The 15,270-nt window shown below is 68.2% G+C and carries 12 protein-coding genes; 6 read left to right on the forward strand and 6 right to left on the reverse strand.

Going from position 1 to position 15,270, the window contains the following annotated elements:
• Positions 1-13 precede the first annotated feature (13 nt).
• Positions 14-406: a hypothetical protein gene (locus ENSA5_RS27080; protein WP_106394586.1), complete on the reverse strand. Its 393-nt coding sequence runs from the start codon at positions 404-406 to the stop codon at positions 14-16.
• Between the two features lie 173 nt (positions 407-579).
• Here ENSA5_RS27080 and dnaG point away from each other — a divergent pair, with 173 nt between their 5' ends.
• From dnaG to ENSA5_RS27100, 3 genes are all read left to right on the forward strand, one after another.
• The gene (dnaG, locus tag ENSA5_RS27085; protein WP_181198186.1) at positions 580-2,421 is read left to right on the forward strand and encodes a DNA primase; all 1,842 of its coding nucleotides are present in this window, start codon (positions 580-582) and stop codon (positions 2,419-2,421) included.
• Between the two features lie 36 nt (positions 2,422-2,457).
• Positions 2,458-4,230, forward strand: a complete 1,773-nt coding sequence (gene rpoD, locus ENSA5_RS27090) for an RNA polymerase sigma factor RpoD (RefSeq protein ID WP_106394588.1) — start codon at positions 2,458-2,460, stop codon at positions 4,228-4,230.
• A gap of 96 nt (positions 4,231-4,326) precedes the next feature.
• The gene (locus ENSA5_RS27100; RefSeq protein ID WP_146156168.1) at positions 4,327-6,006 is read left to right on the forward strand and encodes a vWA domain-containing protein; all 1,680 of its coding nucleotides are present in this window, start codon (positions 4,327-4,329) and stop codon (positions 6,004-6,006) included.
• 18 nt (positions 6,007-6,024) lie between these two features.
• Here ENSA5_RS27100 and ENSA5_RS27105 read toward each other — a convergent pair whose 3' ends face one another.
• Complete coding sequence (locus tag ENSA5_RS27105; RefSeq protein ID WP_106394591.1) at positions 6,025-6,324, reverse strand: rhodanese-like domain-containing protein; 300 nt, start codon at positions 6,322-6,324, stop codon at positions 6,025-6,027.
• A 118-nt stretch (positions 6,325-6,442) separates the two neighbouring features.
• On the opposite strand from ENSA5_RS27105, the gene ENSA5_RS27110 reads away from it, so the two are divergent.
• Together ENSA5_RS27110 and ENSA5_RS38335 are read left to right on the forward strand one after the other, a co-directional pair.
• Positions 6,443-8,068, forward strand: coding sequence for a vWA domain-containing protein (locus ENSA5_RS27110; RefSeq protein WP_146156169.1), 1,626 nt, complete (start codon positions 6,443-6,445; stop codon positions 8,066-8,068).
• Positions 8,069-8,193: 125 nt separating this feature from the next.
• Positions 8,194-9,024: a hypothetical protein gene (locus tag ENSA5_RS38335; protein WP_181198187.1), complete on the forward strand. Its 831-nt coding sequence runs from the start codon at positions 8,194-8,196 to the stop codon at positions 9,022-9,024.
• A 1-nt stretch (position 9,025) separates the two neighbouring features.
• Here the strand turns inward: ENSA5_RS38335 and ENSA5_RS27125 are convergent, their stop codons facing one another.
• The 3 genes from ENSA5_RS27125 to ENSA5_RS38340 all read right to left on the reverse strand — a co-directional run bounded on the left by ENSA5_RS27125 (position 9,026) and on the right by ENSA5_RS38340 (position 13,216).
• Positions 9,026-9,289: a hypothetical protein gene (locus ENSA5_RS27125; protein WP_106394594.1), complete on the reverse strand. Its 264-nt coding sequence runs from the start codon at positions 9,287-9,289 to the stop codon at positions 9,026-9,028.
• Between the two features lie 7 nt (positions 9,290-9,296).
• Positions 9,297-12,128: a serine/threonine-protein kinase gene (locus ENSA5_RS27130; protein ID WP_106394595.1), complete on the reverse strand. Its 2,832-nt coding sequence runs from the start codon at positions 12,126-12,128 to the stop codon at positions 9,297-9,299.
• Between the two features lie 389 nt (positions 12,129-12,517).
• Positions 12,518-13,216 (reverse strand): hypothetical protein, encoded by a 699-nt coding sequence (locus tag ENSA5_RS38340; protein WP_181198188.1) that lies wholly within the window; start codon positions 13,214-13,216, stop codon positions 12,518-12,520.
• Between the two features lie 376 nt (positions 13,217-13,592).
• Between ENSA5_RS38340 and ENSA5_RS27145 the strand changes: the two genes are divergently transcribed.
• The gene (locus tag ENSA5_RS27145) at positions 13,593-14,234 is read left to right on the forward strand and encodes an RNA polymerase sigma factor (RefSeq protein ID WP_106394597.1); all 642 of its coding nucleotides are present in this window, start codon (positions 13,593-13,595) and stop codon (positions 14,232-14,234) included.
• Positions 14,235-14,254: 20 nt separating this feature from the next.
• On the opposite strand, the gene pseB is transcribed toward ENSA5_RS27145, so the two are convergent.
• Positions 14,255-15,268, reverse strand: a complete 1,014-nt coding sequence (pseB, locus tag ENSA5_RS27150) for a UDP-N-acetylglucosamine 4,6-dehydratase (inverting) (RefSeq protein ID WP_106394598.1) — start codon at positions 15,266-15,268, stop codon at positions 14,255-14,257.
• Positions 15,269-15,270: the final 2 nt, after the last annotated feature.

Genomic DNA, 15,270 nt, shown 5'->3' on the forward strand with positions numbered 1-15,270 from the left:
GCAGCCCGGGCTGCTAGAGCAGCCTCGCGAGGCGGGAGACGCGACGGCGGAGGTTCTCGAGGCTCTCGTTGAGCAGGTCGATCTGGTCGAGGACCTCGACGTCGGTGGCCAGGGCCTCGACGTCGGCGCGGACGAGGTTCTCGCCCTCGAGCATGTCGAGCGTCGAGATCAGGTAGCTCTCGATCCGCGCCATCGACAGCGCCGTCTCGCGCAGGTCGTCGTCGATGAACATCAAGATGTTCTCGACGTGCCGGATCTGCGAGAGCGCGGGGTTGGGCGCGTAGGTCTGGCTGGCGCGGTCCATCAGCCGATCGCGCGCACGCGCGCGGCGACCGCTGACCCGGCGGTCGGAGCCGGACTCCTGGCTTGGCTCGGCGTGGCTGGCGGAAGTCGTGAGGTGGACCATGGCAGACCCGTGGCATGGGAGCCGGGCGCCGGGCAAATTTTCAACGAAGTTCGCGACCCGATCTGCGCACGGTGCTTGCATCGGCTCACCGCAAGGGCGTGTCTGCTCGGTTCGGGAGGTCGCCGCTTGCGATTTCCGAGATTGTGGGGATCCTTGGGGAGGCGTTTCGGGCGATGGCGACGATCCCAGACCAGACGATCGAGCAGATCCGCGAGCAGACCGACATCGTGGACGTCATCGGTGGTCACGTCGGGCTCAAGCGTTCGGGCAAGCAGTTCAAGGGGCTGTGCCCCTTTCACGACGAGAAGAGCCCGAGCTTCTACGTCGACCCGGTCCGGCGCAGCTTCAAGTGCTTCGGCTGCGGGGTCTGGGGCGACGTGTTCGACTTCATCCAGAAGGTCGAGGGCGTGGGCTTTTTGGCCTCGGTCCGGACCCTGGGCGCCCGCGTGGGGGTCGCGCTGCCCGATCAGAGCACGGGCGACCTGCGCCGGGCCGAACAGCGCGAGCGTGACCGTGAGCTCGCGTATCGGATCAACGGGGCCGCGGCAGAGATCTACCGGCGCCTCCTGACCGACGATCCCCTCGGCGCAGCTGGCCGTAGCTACCAGCGTGAGCGAGGCATCGATGCCGAGACCGCCGAGAGCTTCCGCGTCGGCTACGCGCCCGCGCCCGAAGAAGGGGGCTGGGACACCCTGGTTCGCGAGCTGCAAGCCCGCGAGCTCCCGCTCGAGATGGCCGAGCAGCTCGGGCTCGTCGCCCGCAGCCAGCGGAGCGGCAGCTACTACGATCGCTTCCGTGCGCGGCTGATGTTCCCGATCGTCCAACCCGGCGGTCGGGTGCTCGGCTTCTCGGGCCGCGTGCTCCCGGCTTTCGCAGAGACCGACGACGGTCAAAAGGCGCCCAAGTACATCAACTCGCCAGAGTCGCTGCTCTACAAGAAGTCCAAAACGTTGTTCGGGCTGCATGCGGCCGGATCGCGCATGCGCGAGCGCGAGCGGGGGATCCTCGTCGAGGGCCAGATCGACGTGGTCGCGATGCACCAGCGTGGCTACGTCGAGACCGTCGCGCCCCTGGGCACGGCCCTGACGAAGGACCAGTGCGAGCTCCTGGCACGCTTCACCGACACGATCGTGCTGTGCTTCGACGGAGACCGCGCTGGCACCAAGGCCGCCTACGCAGCGCTGCCCTTGCTGCTCGAGATCGGCATGGACGCGCGGATCGCTGCGCTCGACCCCGGTGAGGATCCCGACAGCACCACGCCCGAAAAGCTCGCCAACCTGCTCTCACGCCCACGTCCGGCCATTTTGTGGTTTGTAGACCGCATGATCGCGAAGGGGGCGCTGCGATCGGTCGAAGCCAAGGTCAAGGCGCTTGATGCGCTTTTGCCGCTGCTCCGCCACGTGCGGCGACCTTCGGCCAGGGAGCGCTACGCAGATCTCGCGGCCGACATGCTCGAGGTGCCAGTCGCGAAGATGCGGGCCTCGGTCAAAGGTGAGGGGAGGTCGCATTTTTTGGCGGATATGCCACAATCCGCGCCCATGCGCCCGGTCAAGCCGTTGCCGAGCGGTCAGGCGAGCGTCACCGCGCTGCTCGTCGATCGCCCTGAGCTTGCACGCATGGCTGAGCGCGAGGGGGTCTTGGACCACGTGACTGACGAGCGACTCGGCCCAATCGTGCGCAGGACCATCGAGGCCGCCAAGAACGGCGAGCCTCGACCGAGCGCAGGCGAGCTGCTCGAGCTCGTCGACGCCGATCAACGTCAGGCCCTGCACCGCCTGTTCACGCCCGACCGCCACAGCCCCAGCTTCTCCGACGAAGAAGATCCCAAGGCCGCGCTCATGGCCGCCGTGGCCCTGTGCGAGCGCGAGGTCCTGTTCATCGAGCGCAAGCGCCTCGAACAACAAATCTCCTCGACCATGGCGCGCGGCGAGCAAGATCGCGCCCGCGAGCTCCTCGCCGAGCTCTACGAGATCAAGGCCAAGCTCGAGCCTGTATCTCGATCCCGTCCAAACTGACCCCGTTGGTCTGCACCTAAGAGGTTCATCATCAGTATGTCCGGCAAGAACCGCTCAGTAGACGCCGAAAAAATCAAGAACGCCGTGGTCGCCTTTGGCAAGAAGAAGGGGCACGTCACCGTTGACGAGCTGCGTGAGCTGCTGCCCCCGGATGTCGTCGCCAAAGAGAATTTCGGCGAGTGGCGCAAGCAGCTCGCCGCCGCCGGCGTCAACATCGTCGACGCCGCGCCCGCGCCCAAGCGCAGCAAGTCACGCTCGCGTCGGCGCGACAAAAAAGACGAGAACGAGACCGCGCGGACCAGCGACCCGGTTCGCATGTACCTGCGCAAGATGGGCTCGGTCTCGCTCCTGACCCGCGAGGGCGAGGTCGAGATCGCCAAGCGCATCGAGCAGGGCGACCAGCAGGTGTTCGAGATCGTGCTCCGCAGCCCGATCGCCGTGCCCTACGTCCAGGGCCTGTTCGACCAGATCAAGCGGACCCAGCTGCGGATCAAAGACGTCGTCCAGATCGCCACGCCCAACGACGGGCCCAACCAAAAAGACGACACCCCGGTCAACCAGGAGGCGGCGTTCGAGAACATGCAAAAGCAGCTCGAGAAGATCCGCCGCCACCAAAAGGACGTCGAGAAGCTGCGCACGGCCGCGGCCCAGCAGATCGACAAGCCGGCCAAGGAGCGGGGCAAGACCGTCGAGCAGCAGATCCGCGATCACCACGTCGCGATCGTCGAGGCGATCCGCGAGATGTACCTGACGCGCCGGCCGATCGACGGCATGGTCGAAGAGCTCAACGCGATCGTCGAGCGGCTCCAGAAGTCGACCTCGGATCTCGCGATGTGCGAGAAGCGGGCCGGGATGGAGCTGACCGAGCTGCGCGGGCTGTTCGGCAACGTCCGGCTCAGCGAAGAAGAAGAGTTCAAGCTCTGCCGCCGCCTCGGCCTCCACCCGTCCGAGCTCCACGAGATCGAGGCGCGGATGAAGATCGCCGACAAGCGCATCAAGCAGATCGTCGAGGAGACGGGCATCACCTCGGCCGAGCTGTTCGAGCTCCACACCGAGCTGAGCACCGCCAAGCGTCAGGCCGAGAGGGCCAAGGGCGAGCTCGTCGAGGCCAACCTTCGCCTCGTCGTCTCGATCGCGAAGAAGTACACCAACCGCGGGCTGCAATTCCTGGATCTCATCCAGGAGGGCAACATCGGCCTGATGAAGGCCGTCGACAAGTTCGAGTACAAGCGCGGCTACAAATTCTCGACCTACGCGACCTGGTGGATCCGTCAGGCGATCACCCGGGCGATCGCCGACCAGGCCCGGACGATCCGGATCCCGGTCCACATGATCGAGACGATCAACAAGCTGATCCGGACCAGCCGCAGCCTGGTCCAGGAGCTCGGCCGCGAGCCGACCCCCGAAGAGATCGCCGAGAAGATGGAGCTGCCCCTCGACAAGGTCCGCAAGGTCCTGAAGATCGCCAAGGAGCCGATCTCGCTCGAGACCCCGATCGGCGAAGAAGAAGACTCGCACCTCGGCGACTTCATCGAAGACAAGAACGCCGTCAGCCCGTCCGAGGTCGTCATCAACATCAACCTCGCCGACCAGACCCGCCGGGTGCTCGCGACCTTGACCCCGCGCGAGGAGAAGGTCCTGCGCATGCGCTTTGGCATCGGCGAGACCTCCGACCACACCCTCGAGGAGGTCGGCCAGGACTTCTCGGTCACCCGCGAGCGGATTCGCCAGATCGAGGCCAAGGCGCTGCGCAAGCTGCGGCATCCGAGCCGGAGCAAGCGGCTCAAGGCCTTCGTCGAGAGCTCCTGAGCTCTAAATTCAGGCTGGGTGTGATCGGAACAGGTCGCACGGGATACGAGGAGATAGAGCTGGCCGGGCATGGCGCCCGGTCCCCTGGACTCCCTCATGCGACGCTACAGCCTGAACTCCCTCCTGTTTCTGACCTCCCTGTCCCTCGTCTCCCTCGGTGCCTGCTATGGGGACGACGGCGCCAGCGGAGATGAGCTGGGCTCCGCCAGCGGCTTCGAGAGCGACGGCGACGGGACCGGTGGCTTCGATGAAGGCCCGGGCGACGGCGACACCAACACCAGCGACGGCGGCGACGGCGACCCCGGCGACGGAGACGGCGACTCGGGCGGCGACGGCGACGGCGACGAGTGGGGCGGCGACGGCGACGGCGACGGAGAGCCCGGCGACGGTGACGGTGACGGTGACGATGAGGATGACGGTGAGACCGAGACCGAGACCGAGACCGGCGAGCCGCTGTGCAACGACATCGACGACGTCGTGCTCTACCTGTCGCCCGACGACTCCAACTCGATGAGCTCACCAGTTCAGGTTCGCGAGCGGGTCCTGACCGAGGGCTCGGAGTCGCTCGGCAACGTGCCCGTGCGCGTGTGGGAGTTCATGAACTACTACGGCTTCGACTACGCGCCCGCCGCCGACGGCGAGCTCGCCCTGTCCGCGAGCATGCAGGTGCGCGAGGGCGAGGACGCGACCTGGCAGCTGCAGCTCGCGGTCAGCAGCGAGACCATGACCCCGGACGAGCGCCCGCCGATGAACGTGACGCTGGTCCTCGACACCTCGGGCTCGATGGCCGGCGAGCCGATGAACCTGCTCAAGGAGAGCTGCCGCGCGATCGCGGCCCAGCTCCAAGAGGGCGACGTCGTGTCGATCGTCGAGTGGGACACCGAGAACGTGTGGAGCCTGGCCGGCTACGCCGTCTCCGGGCCCGACGACGCCCTCTTGCTCGAGAAGATCGAGGACCTGAGCTACGGCGGCGGCACGGACCTCAACGGCGGCCTGGTCTCGGGCTACGAGCTCGCGCAGCAGGTCTACGACATCAACATGCTCAACCGCGTGGTCCTGATCTCCGACGGTGGCGCCAACGCCGGGGTCACCGACCTCGAGCTGATCGCCGAGAACGCGGTCTACGGCGGGTCCGACGGCATCTACCTGGTCGGGGTCGGGGTCGCCAAGAACTCCAACTACAACGACGAGCTCATGGACACGGTCACCGACGCGGGCAAGGGCGCCTCGGTGTTCCTGCCCGACGACGAGGAGATCTGGGAGGTGTTTGGGACCAACTTCGAGAACACCATGGTCGTCGCCGGACGCGAGGTCCAGGTCGAGCTGACCATGCCGCCCGGCTTCGAGATCGTGAAGTTCTCGGGCGAGGGCTTCTCCGACGATCCCCAGGAGGTCGACCCCCAGCACATCGCGCCCAACGACACGATGGTCTTCTATCAGGACGTCGAGACCTGCGCGCCCGAGCTCATCGACGACGCCGCCGAGATCACGGTCCTCGCGACCTGGGAGGATCCGTGGACCTTCGAGGCCAAGCAGGTCGAGCAGACCTGGACCTTCGCCGAGCTCACGGGCATGGATCAGTCGCAGCTGCTCAAGGGCGCCGCGATCGTGGCCTACGCCGAGTCGCTCAAGGCCTACCAAAAGGCGTTCAACGACGACCAGAAGACGGCGGCGCTGTCGGCCGCGTTCGCGGCCATGGCCCCGGCCCAGGCCGCGCTGCCCAACGACGAGGATCTGCTCGAGATTGCGATGATCCTCGCCCAGCTCAACCCCTGAGCCCTCGCCCCCGCGGGCTCACCAGGCGTCGATCCCACCGAGGTTGCTGACCTCGGTGAATCCGCCTTGGAGCAGCACGGACTTGGCGACCCCGGCCCGAGCTCCGCGCCGACAGAACACGACGATCGGCTTGGTCTTGTCCCCACCTTGGGCGCTCAGGACCTCGTCGATCCGTTGGGCGAGCTCGGTGTGCGGGATCAGGATCGAGCCGTCGAGGTGCCGCTCCTGGTACTCGGCCGGGGTGCGGACATCGAGGAGCAGGGCGCCCTCATCGACGAGGCGGTGGGCGAGCTTGGAGTCTCCGTCGGGCAGCGACATGGGCGGAAGATACCAAACGCAGGATGTCGCGTTGTGCGCTCGTGATCGAGTGAGCCAGCCCGTGGCACTGACTCTTCGCCGAGCTTTTCACCTGACAAGGCTCTTGGAGACTCCAGCCATGAAGCGAATCAAATCCCTCTCGAGTGTGCTCCCCATCTTGCTCCTGTGCCTCCCGGCCTGCCTGAACGACACCTTCAGCGACGACGAGGCCTCGAGCGCGTCCTCGGTCGGTGAAGGCGGCGAGTCCGGAGGCAGCAGCGCTGGCGAGGATGACGGGTGGGGTACCGGCGAGGACGGTGATCCCGGCGACGGCGACGGCGGTGATTCCGGTGACGGCGACGGTGACGAGGCCATGGTGCCCGACGACGAGGGGGCCGAGGAGACCGAGACCGAGACCGAGACCGAGACCGAGACCGGCGAGCCGCTGTGCAACGACGTCGACGACGTCATCCTTTACCTCTCGCCCGACGACTCCAACTCGATGAGCTCGCCGGTTCAGGTCCGCGAGCGCGTGCTCAAGGACGGCCTCGGCATCGGCCCCGTGGCGATCCGGCCGTGGGAGTTCATGAACTACTACAGCTTCGACTACGCGCCGGCCGAGGACGGGACCCTGGCGCTCAGCGCCGAGCTCCGCCCGCTCGAGGGCTTCGAGCCCGAGCTCGGCTTCCAGCTCCAGCTCGCGGTCAGCAGCGAGGAGATGACCGACGCCGAGCGACCGCCGATGAACGTCACGCTGGTCCTCGACACCTCGGGCTCGATGAACGGTGAGCCGATCGAGCTGCTCCGCGAGAGCTGCCGGGCGATCGCCGCCAGCTTGCGCGTCGGCGACAAGGTCTCGATGGTCGAGTGGGACACCACCAACACCTGGGCTCTCGCCGGCCACGAGGTCGACGGGCCCAACGACCCGCTGCTGCTCGACAAGATCGAGCAGCTCGAGGCCGGCGGCGGGACCGATCTCAACGGCGGGCTGACCTCGGGCTACGAGCTCGCCCAGCAGACCTGGGACGTCAACGCGCTCAACCGCGTGGTCTTGATCTCCGACGGTGGCGCCAACGCGGGCCTGACCGAGGTCGACCTGATCGCCGAGAACGCGGTCTACGGCGGGTCCGACGGCATCTACCTCGTCGGCGTCGGGGTTGACCTCGAGGGCACCTACAACGACGACCTGATGGACGCGGTCACCGACGCGGGCAAGGGCGCCTCGGTGTTCGTGACCGACGAGGCCGAGGCCTGGAAGACCTTCAACCAAAACTTCGTCAACACCATGGGCCTGGCCGCGCGCAACGTCCAGGTCGAGCTGACCATGCCGCCCGGGTTCGAGATCGTGAAGTTCTCGGGTGAGGAGTTCTCGAGCGATCCCCAGGAGGTCGAGCCCCAGCACCTGTCGCCGAACGACGCGATGGTCTTTCATCAGCAGGTCGTGACCTGCGCGCCCGAGCTCGTCGACGACGCCGCGCAGATCAGCGTGACCGCGACCTGGGAGGACGTGAGCACCTTCGAGAGCGTCGAGCTCACGCAGACCTACGCGGTCGGGGATCTGCTCGCCGCCGACGCCAGTCGCATGGCGAAGGGCGCGGCGATCCTCGCGTACACAGACGCATTGATTGCGGTCAAAAAGAGTGACGAGTCGACGCAGGTCGCGGTCGAGGCCGCCTACGCGGCGATCGACGCGGCCGAGGCTGCGCTCCCGGGCGACGCCGACCTCGCCGAGATCCGCATGATCCTGGACGCGCTGACGGCCTAGCAGCCCGGGCTGCTAGCAGCCCGGGCTGCTAGCAGCCCGTGGTGCAAGAGTCCCGGCGCACAGGCCGTCGCCCACGTTGACCGTCGCGTCGGCGTGGGCGCCGTTTGTGTGTGGTATGCGGCCGCATGCGACTCTCCGCGTCAGTCTCGTCCGTCTTGGGCCTCGTCTTGTTGGGGATCGGCTGCACCGAGCCGACCGATGAGCTCGGGACGGGGACGAGCATGGACTCGACCACACCCGAGACCGATGCGGGCACCGAGACCGAGACCGGGACCGAGACCGAGACCGGGACCGAGACCGGGGACGGGGACGGAGACGGAGACGGAGACGAAGACGAAGCTGGGGACGAAGACGGAGATGGTGACGGCGACGACACCGACGGCTCGTGCTGGGACGCCCCCGAGCAGTGCCTGAAGTTCTTGCTGTGCATGGGCGCCATCATCCCGGACCAGCTCGAGGCCCTCGAGGAGCAGTACGGCGAAGGCGGCTCATGCTGGTGCGACAGCACCAACGAGATCGCCCAGGAGTGCTACGAGACCTGCGTCAGCGAGGTGGCGAAGGCGGTCGAGACCTACCCGACCGTGAACGAATGCCACGAGAGCTACTGCACGATCGACGAGCTCGACCCCGACCAGCCCTACGGACCGGTCATCGACGGTCAGTGCCCCGACTACTCGGGCGCGCAACAGCTGCCGCTGATCTCGCCCTTCGGACTCCCGGGCAGCGTGTGCGCGCCGCCGTGCTCGGGCCTCGCCAGCTACTGTGCTCCGCACCCCCAGACCTCGGCCGTCGGCACCTGCTACCTGACCGAGAACAACACCAACTACTGCGTCAACCGCTGCTACGTCGACTCGACGTTGATCGGTGGGACCCAGTGCCCGTGCGGCGCCACCTGCCAGCCCCACGGCAACCCCGACGGCGAGGGCAACGCGCGCGGGGTCTGCACCTTCGAGTAGCTCACAGATCGAAGTCGTGGACGCGGAAGCCGGTGACCCGGGGCAGCGTCTCCAGGTGATTTTGGATCCGCCGCTGGTCGCTCCGGCCGACCACGATGAAGCGCCGCTCACAGCCCTCGGGACCGTCGGCGAGGCTCTGAAACCCGAGCTTCTCGACCTCGGCTTGGGTCATGACCCGGGCCTTGGTGTCTTCGATCGTCTCTTGGGTGAGCAGCTCCCCGACCTGGGCACCGGGAGCGAGGATGACCTCCAGCATGACGTGCATGGCGCCACTATAGCCGGTGCGTGGCGAGCCAGCGCTCGACCTGCTCGCGCTCGCCACGAAAGTCGTCGCCGGCCTCGACGTAGGCGGCGTGGGCCTGCTCGGCGAGCTCGACGGCCTTGATCGCAGCCTGCTCGCGGGTGGGACCCTCGGCCTCGAGCAGCACGGCCTGGGCGAGGGCGAACAGGGTCTCGCCCATGGCGTCGGGCGAGCTGTTCTGGCGCCTGCGCTGCTCGGCCGTGACCTCGAGCAGCGCGAGCGCGGCCTCGCCCTCGCCGAGAGCGATCAGGACCCGCCCGAGCGCGGTGCTCGTCAGCGCGATCGAGGGGTGGTCGTCGTCCATGTGCTCGCGCTTGATCTCGAGCGAGCGCTCCAGGGCCTCGCGGGCGTCGGCGGCGTGGCCCTGCATCCGCTGGGCCTCGCCGATGTTGTGGTAGTTGACCGCGGCCGAGGGGTGCTCGCCGTTGGAGTTGGCCTGGCGGATCGTGAGGGCCTCGCGGTAGTGCTGCTCGGCGTCCTTGAAGTAGGGCAGGGCGCGCTCGGGGTCGTCCCAGGCGATGTGGCGGCCCTGCTCGATCAGGCTGTTGCCGATGTTGTTGTGGGACGCGGCGGTGTAGGGGTGGTCGGTGCCGAGCTGGGACTCGAAGATCGCCAGCGCGCGCCGAGCCATCTGCTCGCTTCGTCGGTGCTGACCCTGGGCCCGCAGCGCGTTGGAGATGTTGGTCAGCGAGATCGCGACCTCGGGGTGGTCGGCGCCGAGCTGGGCCTCGCGGATCTCGAGCGCGCGGCGGTGGTACTCGCCTGCGTGCTCGTTGTCGGCGCGGGCGAGGGCGAGCGAGCCGTAGTGGAGGTAGAAGTCGGCCTCGAGCAGCGGCGCGCTGCCGAGGCGATCGAGGGCCGCGCGGGCGTCGGCGGCCAGCGCTTCACCGCTGTCGAGATCGTGCTCGAGGTAGGAGACGCGCATCAGCTGGGTCAGGGCCTCGACCCGGGTCGCGTCGTCGCCGGCGACGTCGGCCCGGCGCAGGGACTCGCGCAGGCTCTGCTTGGCCGCGGAGATCTGGCGCTCCTTGGTCTGGAGATCGCCGAGCAGCAGCAGCGCCCGGGCCTCGCCGTGGGGCGTGTCGATCGCCTTGGCCAGGGCGAGGGCCTGCGAGGCGATCTCGAGCCCTTCGTCGTACTTGCCGAGGGCCTTGCGACCGTTGGCGCTGGCGAGCAGGCGCTCGAGCTCGTCGAGGCGCTCGTCGTCGACGTCGGGGATCAGCGAGCGCTCGTTGGCGCAGCTCTCGATCCGCGCGAGGCTGCCGGCCGCGACCACGGCCCGGCTGACGACGCCCGGGTCGGCCTCGACGAGCAGCTCGGTCAGCTGCTCGACCTCGGTCAGGCGCTGGCCGAGGCAGACCATCTTGCGCCCGAACAGCTCGGGGCTCTCCTCCTGGCGCACGACCGAGGCCTCGCAGACCTCGCGGTGCATCTTCACCCACTCGTCGGCGTAGGCGTCGAGGTGGCGCGAGGTCCCCTGCCAGGCGTTCTCGGCGTAGGGGGCCTTGGTCGCGACGAAGGCCGCGTGGACCTTGGCCCGGACCTCGTCGTCCCACACGCCCGCGAACTCGCGTTCGCCGCCCTCGCAGGGCCCGGGCCCGGGGTCGCGCGTCAGCGCCCAGGTCACGCCGCCGACGGCGAGGGTGGTCGCGACCGCGGCGGCGATGACCCAGCGTCGGCGCTTGCGGGGGTTGCCCGACAGGCTCGCTAGCAGGGTGTTCATGTCCGGCCAGCGCGCGTCGGGGGCGGCGGCCATGCCGCGCTCGATCGCCCGACGCATCCACTGCGGGACCGGGTGGCGGCTGTCCTCGGGCTCCTCGATCTTCCCCTCGAGGACCTTGACCGCGAGCTGGCGGAGGCCGCTGGCCCGAAAGGGCCGCTGACCGTGGAGCTTCTCCCACAGCGCCACGCAAAACGCGAACTGATCGCTGCGCGCGTCGGCTCGCTGGCCGAGGTGCTGCTCGGGCGCCATGTAGGCCGGGGTGCCCAGGATCGCGCCGGTCCGGGTCAGCGGCTGGCGCAGGGTCGAGTCCGTCGACTCGAACAGCTCTCGATCTTGATCGAGGGTCGACTCGCCGACGGCCTCTTGCTCGTCGAGGCCCCGCGCGAGGCCAAAGTCGAGCACGCGCACGCGGCCGTCGTCGCCGACGAGCGCGTTGTCGGGCTTGAAGTCGCGGTGGACGAGGCCGGCGGCGTGGGCCGCCGCGAGCCCGCGCCCGGCCTCGACGAACTTGGTGACGATCTCGGCGACGGGGTCGGGCTGGTCGTCGGCGGGCTCCCAATCGCGCAGGGTCACGCCCTCGACGAACTCCATGGCCACGAACACCTGCTTGCGGAAGCTGCCGATCTCGTAGACGTGGACGACGTTGGGGTGGGACAGCTTGGCGAGGGCCTGGGCCTCGCGCTTGAGCCGAGTGATGTGGGCCCCGCCCTCGTCGACGCCGCGCAGCAGCTTGATCGCGATCTTGCGGTCGAGCTCGTTGTCGTAGGCCGCGTAGACGACCCCCATGCCCCCGGCCCCGAGCCGCTCGAGCACGGTGAAGCGCCCGATCTTGACCGGCTCGGCCGCGGCCCCGAACAGGCGCGCGGCGACGGCGTTGCGCAAGTGCTCGGCGTCGAGGGCCGCGACGCGGACCGGCGACGCGTGGAGGGACAGGGTCCCGTCCGGGCCTCCGATATCCGTGTCTCCGAGGAGGTCGTCGCGATCGTCCCGCTCGACCGGGGTCTCGTCGTCGCTCTCGGTCCGCTCGAGCGACGGGCGTGACCCGCAGCTGGGCTCGCCGTCGTTGCTCACCTCGACCACTGCCTCCAGGATGGCGCATCCACGGCGGCGGGACTAGCAGCCCGGGGTGCAATGCCTCGCGCCGCCTCGCTTGGCCTCTTCGCCGAGGGCTTTGTCGCCAAAACTTGCAGTACGCCCGGTACAGCGGCGTTTTGGCTTCGCGCCCTCGGCGAACATTCCGGCGCAATGCCTCGCGCCGCCTCGCTTGGTTTTTTCGCCGAGGGCTTTGTCGCCAAAACTTGCAGTACGCCCGGTACAGCGGCGTTTTGGCTTTTTCGCCGAGGGCTTTGTCGCCAAAACTTGCAGTACGCCCGGTACAGCGGCGTTTTGGCTTCGCGCCCTCGGCGCAAATTCCGGCGCGAGGCGACACGATGCATTGCACCCCGGGCTGCTAGGTGCCGCCGCTGCGCTCAGATCACGTCGACGGTGACCGTTGCGGCGCCCGGACCATCTTCGGAGTCGACGATCACGTAGACCACCTCGCCCGCCGTCATCGGGTACTGGATCTCGACGTCCTCGCCCTCACACGCGAGCTCGTCGAGGGGCTGGCAGTTCGGGCCCACGAGGTAGATGACCCCCTCGAAGGTCGGGTTGCTGAGCGTGAACGCGTGGGTCGCGTCGGTCTCGGCTGTGAAGTTGAACAGGGCCTCGGGTCCGGCGGCGCCACACGAGGCCTGGAACGAGGACATCAGATCGAGGACCACGACGTTGTTGGCGCCGATCACGAGCGCCTCGGTCTCGAGCTCGTCGCAGCTGAGCCCGCCGTCGCCGTCGCCGTCGCCGTCGCCGTCGCCGTCGCCGTCACCCGTGTTCGTGTCGCCGTCGCCGTCGCCCGTGTCGCCGTCGCCCGTGTCGCCGTCACCGTCGCCCGGGTCGCCGTCACCGTCGCCCGGGTCGCCGTCGCCGTCGCCCGGGTCACCGTCGCCTTCGCCGGTGTCGCCTTCTCCGTCATCGTTGGCCTCGGATTCGTCGTCGGTGTTGGCGCCCTCCGAGCCACCGTCGAGGAAGTCGATCTCCTCGGGCTCGACGCCGACGAGGCTACAGCCGGAGAGCGCGAGCATGCTCGAGAGGGTCAGCGCAGAGAAGCGGAATTTTGCTGTTTCAGTCATATCAGGTGCCTGGTTAAGGAGTCGTCAGGGGTAAATTGTGAGTGCGGCCGGCCGCGAACGAGTCGACGATGATGTAGACCAACTCCAAGCGGCCCGCAGGCCGGTCGCGCGGAGGATCGGCGTGGTCAGGCCCGCGAAGCCCGCGAGCCTGGCGGGGGTTGGGCGTGAAGAAGGGCACATCCTGGAAGTCGCCATGAAAAGTCTCCCCGTGGCCGAGAAACCAGCTGAGCCGGCTCAGAACTGTCGTCCGCAGGTAGTAGTCCGCCGAGGTAGATGTACCACGAGGCCTCTGGATCGATCGTTTTGGGTCGGAGTCTCCTGGACCAAATCGGCGGCGCTGGGCGGGAAGATCGAGCGCTGCTAGGATCCGCCTGGCATGGCGCAGGATACCCCGGCCAAGTCCGACATCGACTTGCTCGACAAGTGGCGAGACGGCGACGCGCGGGCCGGGAACGAGCTCTTCAACCGTCACTTCGACAGCGTGTGTCGGTTCTTCGCCAACAAGGCGCCGAACGAGGTCGACGACCTGATCCAGCGGACCTTCCTCGCGTGCGTCGAGGGCCGCGATCGCTTCCGCGGTGACGCCAGCTTCCGCGGCTACCTGTTTGGTGTCGCCCGCAACGTCTTGCGCCGCTACTACCGCGACAAGCGCTACCACGACGCGCGCTTCGACCCGCTGGTCGTCTCGGTCCACGACCTCGGGCCGGGCCCGAGCCTGCTCGTCGCCGACAAGCGCGAGCAAGAGATCCTCTTGCAGGCTCTGCGCCGCCTGCCCATGGACCACCAGATCACCCTCGAGCTCTACTACTGGGAGAACATGTCGGGCTCGGAGCTCGCCCAGGTGCTCGAGATCCCCGAGGGCACCGTGCGCGGTCGCATCCGCCGCGCCAAGGAGCTGCTCGAGGCCGCGCTCTCGGACATCGCCGAGTCGCCCCAGCAGCTCGAGAGCACCGTCGCCAACCTCGAGGGCTGGGCGCGCTCGCTGCGAGACAAGGCCCTGGTCAAAGCCGGGTCCTGAGCCGGGGCTCGACCGGGCTGCTAGACCGGGTAGCCGATCTCGCGGAGCATCGCGCGGACCGTCGGCGTGTCGAGCTGCTCGGCGATGTCGCTGCTGAACTGGAAGCCGTCGGCCACGCGCGAGCCCTCGCGCTTGGGCCCGCCCCACCACGGAAAGCTCGGCGTGATCACGAAGTGGCGGGCGTACTCGAGCACGTTGCGCGACTCGTCGGGGGTGATCATCAGCTCGTGGATCTTCTCGCCGGGGCGGATGCCGATGACCTTCTTCTCGGCGTCGGGGGCGACGGCGTCGGCCAGGGTTGCGACGGTGCAGGCGGGGATCTTGGGCACGAAGACCTCGCCGCCCTGGCCATCCATGAGGGTGAGCATGACCAGGTCGATGGCCTGATCCATGCGGATCCAAAAGCGCGTCATCGCCGGCTCGGTCAGGGTCAAGGTCCCGGTCTCGCGCTGGTTGAGGAACAGCGGCAGCACGCTGCCCTTCGAGCCGACGACGTTGCCGTAGCGGACGAGCTTGAACTTCGGCCCGCGCTGGCCGCTGTAGGAGTTGGCCGCGACGAGCAGCTTCTCCATGCACAGCTTGGTCGCGCCGTAGAGGTTGACCGGGCTCGCGGCCTTGTCGGTCGAGAGCCCGACCACGACCTCGACCTCGCGCTCGAGCGCGGCGTCGATCAGGTTGGCGGCCCCGTCGACGTTGGTCCGGATCGCCTCGATCGGGTTGTACTCGGCCAGCGGCACGTGCTTCATCGCGGCCGCGTGGATCACGATGTCGACACCTCGCAGCGCCCGCAGCAGCCGCGAGCGATCTCGGATGTCGCCGACGAAGAAGCGCAGGCGCGGGTCATCCATCTCGCGCTGCATCGCGAAGTGCTTCTGCTCGTCGCGCGAGAACACGATGAGCTTGGCAGGCGCATGCTGCGCGAGCACCCGCGTGACGAAGGCCCGCCCGAAGGAGCCCGTCCCGCCAGTGACGAGGATGACCTTGCCGGACAGATCCGGCGCCGTGTCCGTGAGTGGGGGCCAGAGCGAGGCCATCG

Source organism: Enhygromyxa salina (assembly GCF_002994615.1).
Lineage (GTDB): Bacteria > Myxococcota_A > Polyangia > Nannocystales > Nannocystaceae > Plesiocystis > Plesiocystis salina_A.

Bases quoted from the DNA above. Each gene is read 5' to 3' on its own strand.
- ENSA5_RS27145 (WP_106394597.1), top strand. From the start codon at position 13,593: ATGGCGCAGGATACCCCGGCCAAGTCCGACATCGACTTGCTCGACAAG.
- ENSA5_RS27105 (WP_106394591.1), bottom strand. From the start codon at position 6,324: ATGTCGCTGCCCGACGGAGACTCCAAGCTCGCCCACCGCCTCGTCGAT.
- ENSA5_RS27080 (WP_106394586.1), bottom strand. From the start codon at position 406: ATGGTCCACCTCACGACTTCCGCCAGCCACGCCGAGCCAAGCCAGGAG.
- rpoD (WP_106394588.1), top strand. From the start codon at position 2,458: ATGTCCGGCAAGAACCGCTCAGTAGACGCCGAAAAAATCAAGAACGCC.
- ENSA5_RS27110 (WP_146156169.1), top strand. From the start codon at position 6,443: ATGAAGCGAATCAAATCCCTCTCGAGTGTGCTCCCCATCTTGCTCCTG.
- ENSA5_RS38335 (WP_181198187.1), top strand. From the start codon at position 8,194: ATGCGACTCTCCGCGTCAGTCTCGTCCGTCTTGGGCCTCGTCTTGTTG.
- ENSA5_RS27100 (WP_146156168.1), top strand. From the start codon at position 4,327: ATGCGACGCTACAGCCTGAACTCCCTCCTGTTTCTGACCTCCCTGTCC.
- ENSA5_RS27125 (WP_106394594.1), bottom strand. From the start codon at position 9,289: ATGCACGTCATGCTGGAGGTCATCCTCGCTCCCGGTGCCCAGGTCGGG.
- ENSA5_RS38340 (WP_181198188.1), bottom strand. From the start codon at position 13,216: ATGACTGAAACAGCAAAATTCCGCTTCTCTGCGCTGACCCTCTCGAGC.
- dnaG (WP_181198186.1), top strand. From the start codon at position 580: ATGGCGACGATCCCAGACCAGACGATCGAGCAGATCCGCGAGCAGACC.
- pseB (WP_106394598.1), bottom strand. From the start codon at position 15,268: ATGGCCTCGCTCTGGCCCCCACTCACGGACACGGCGCCGGATCTGTCC.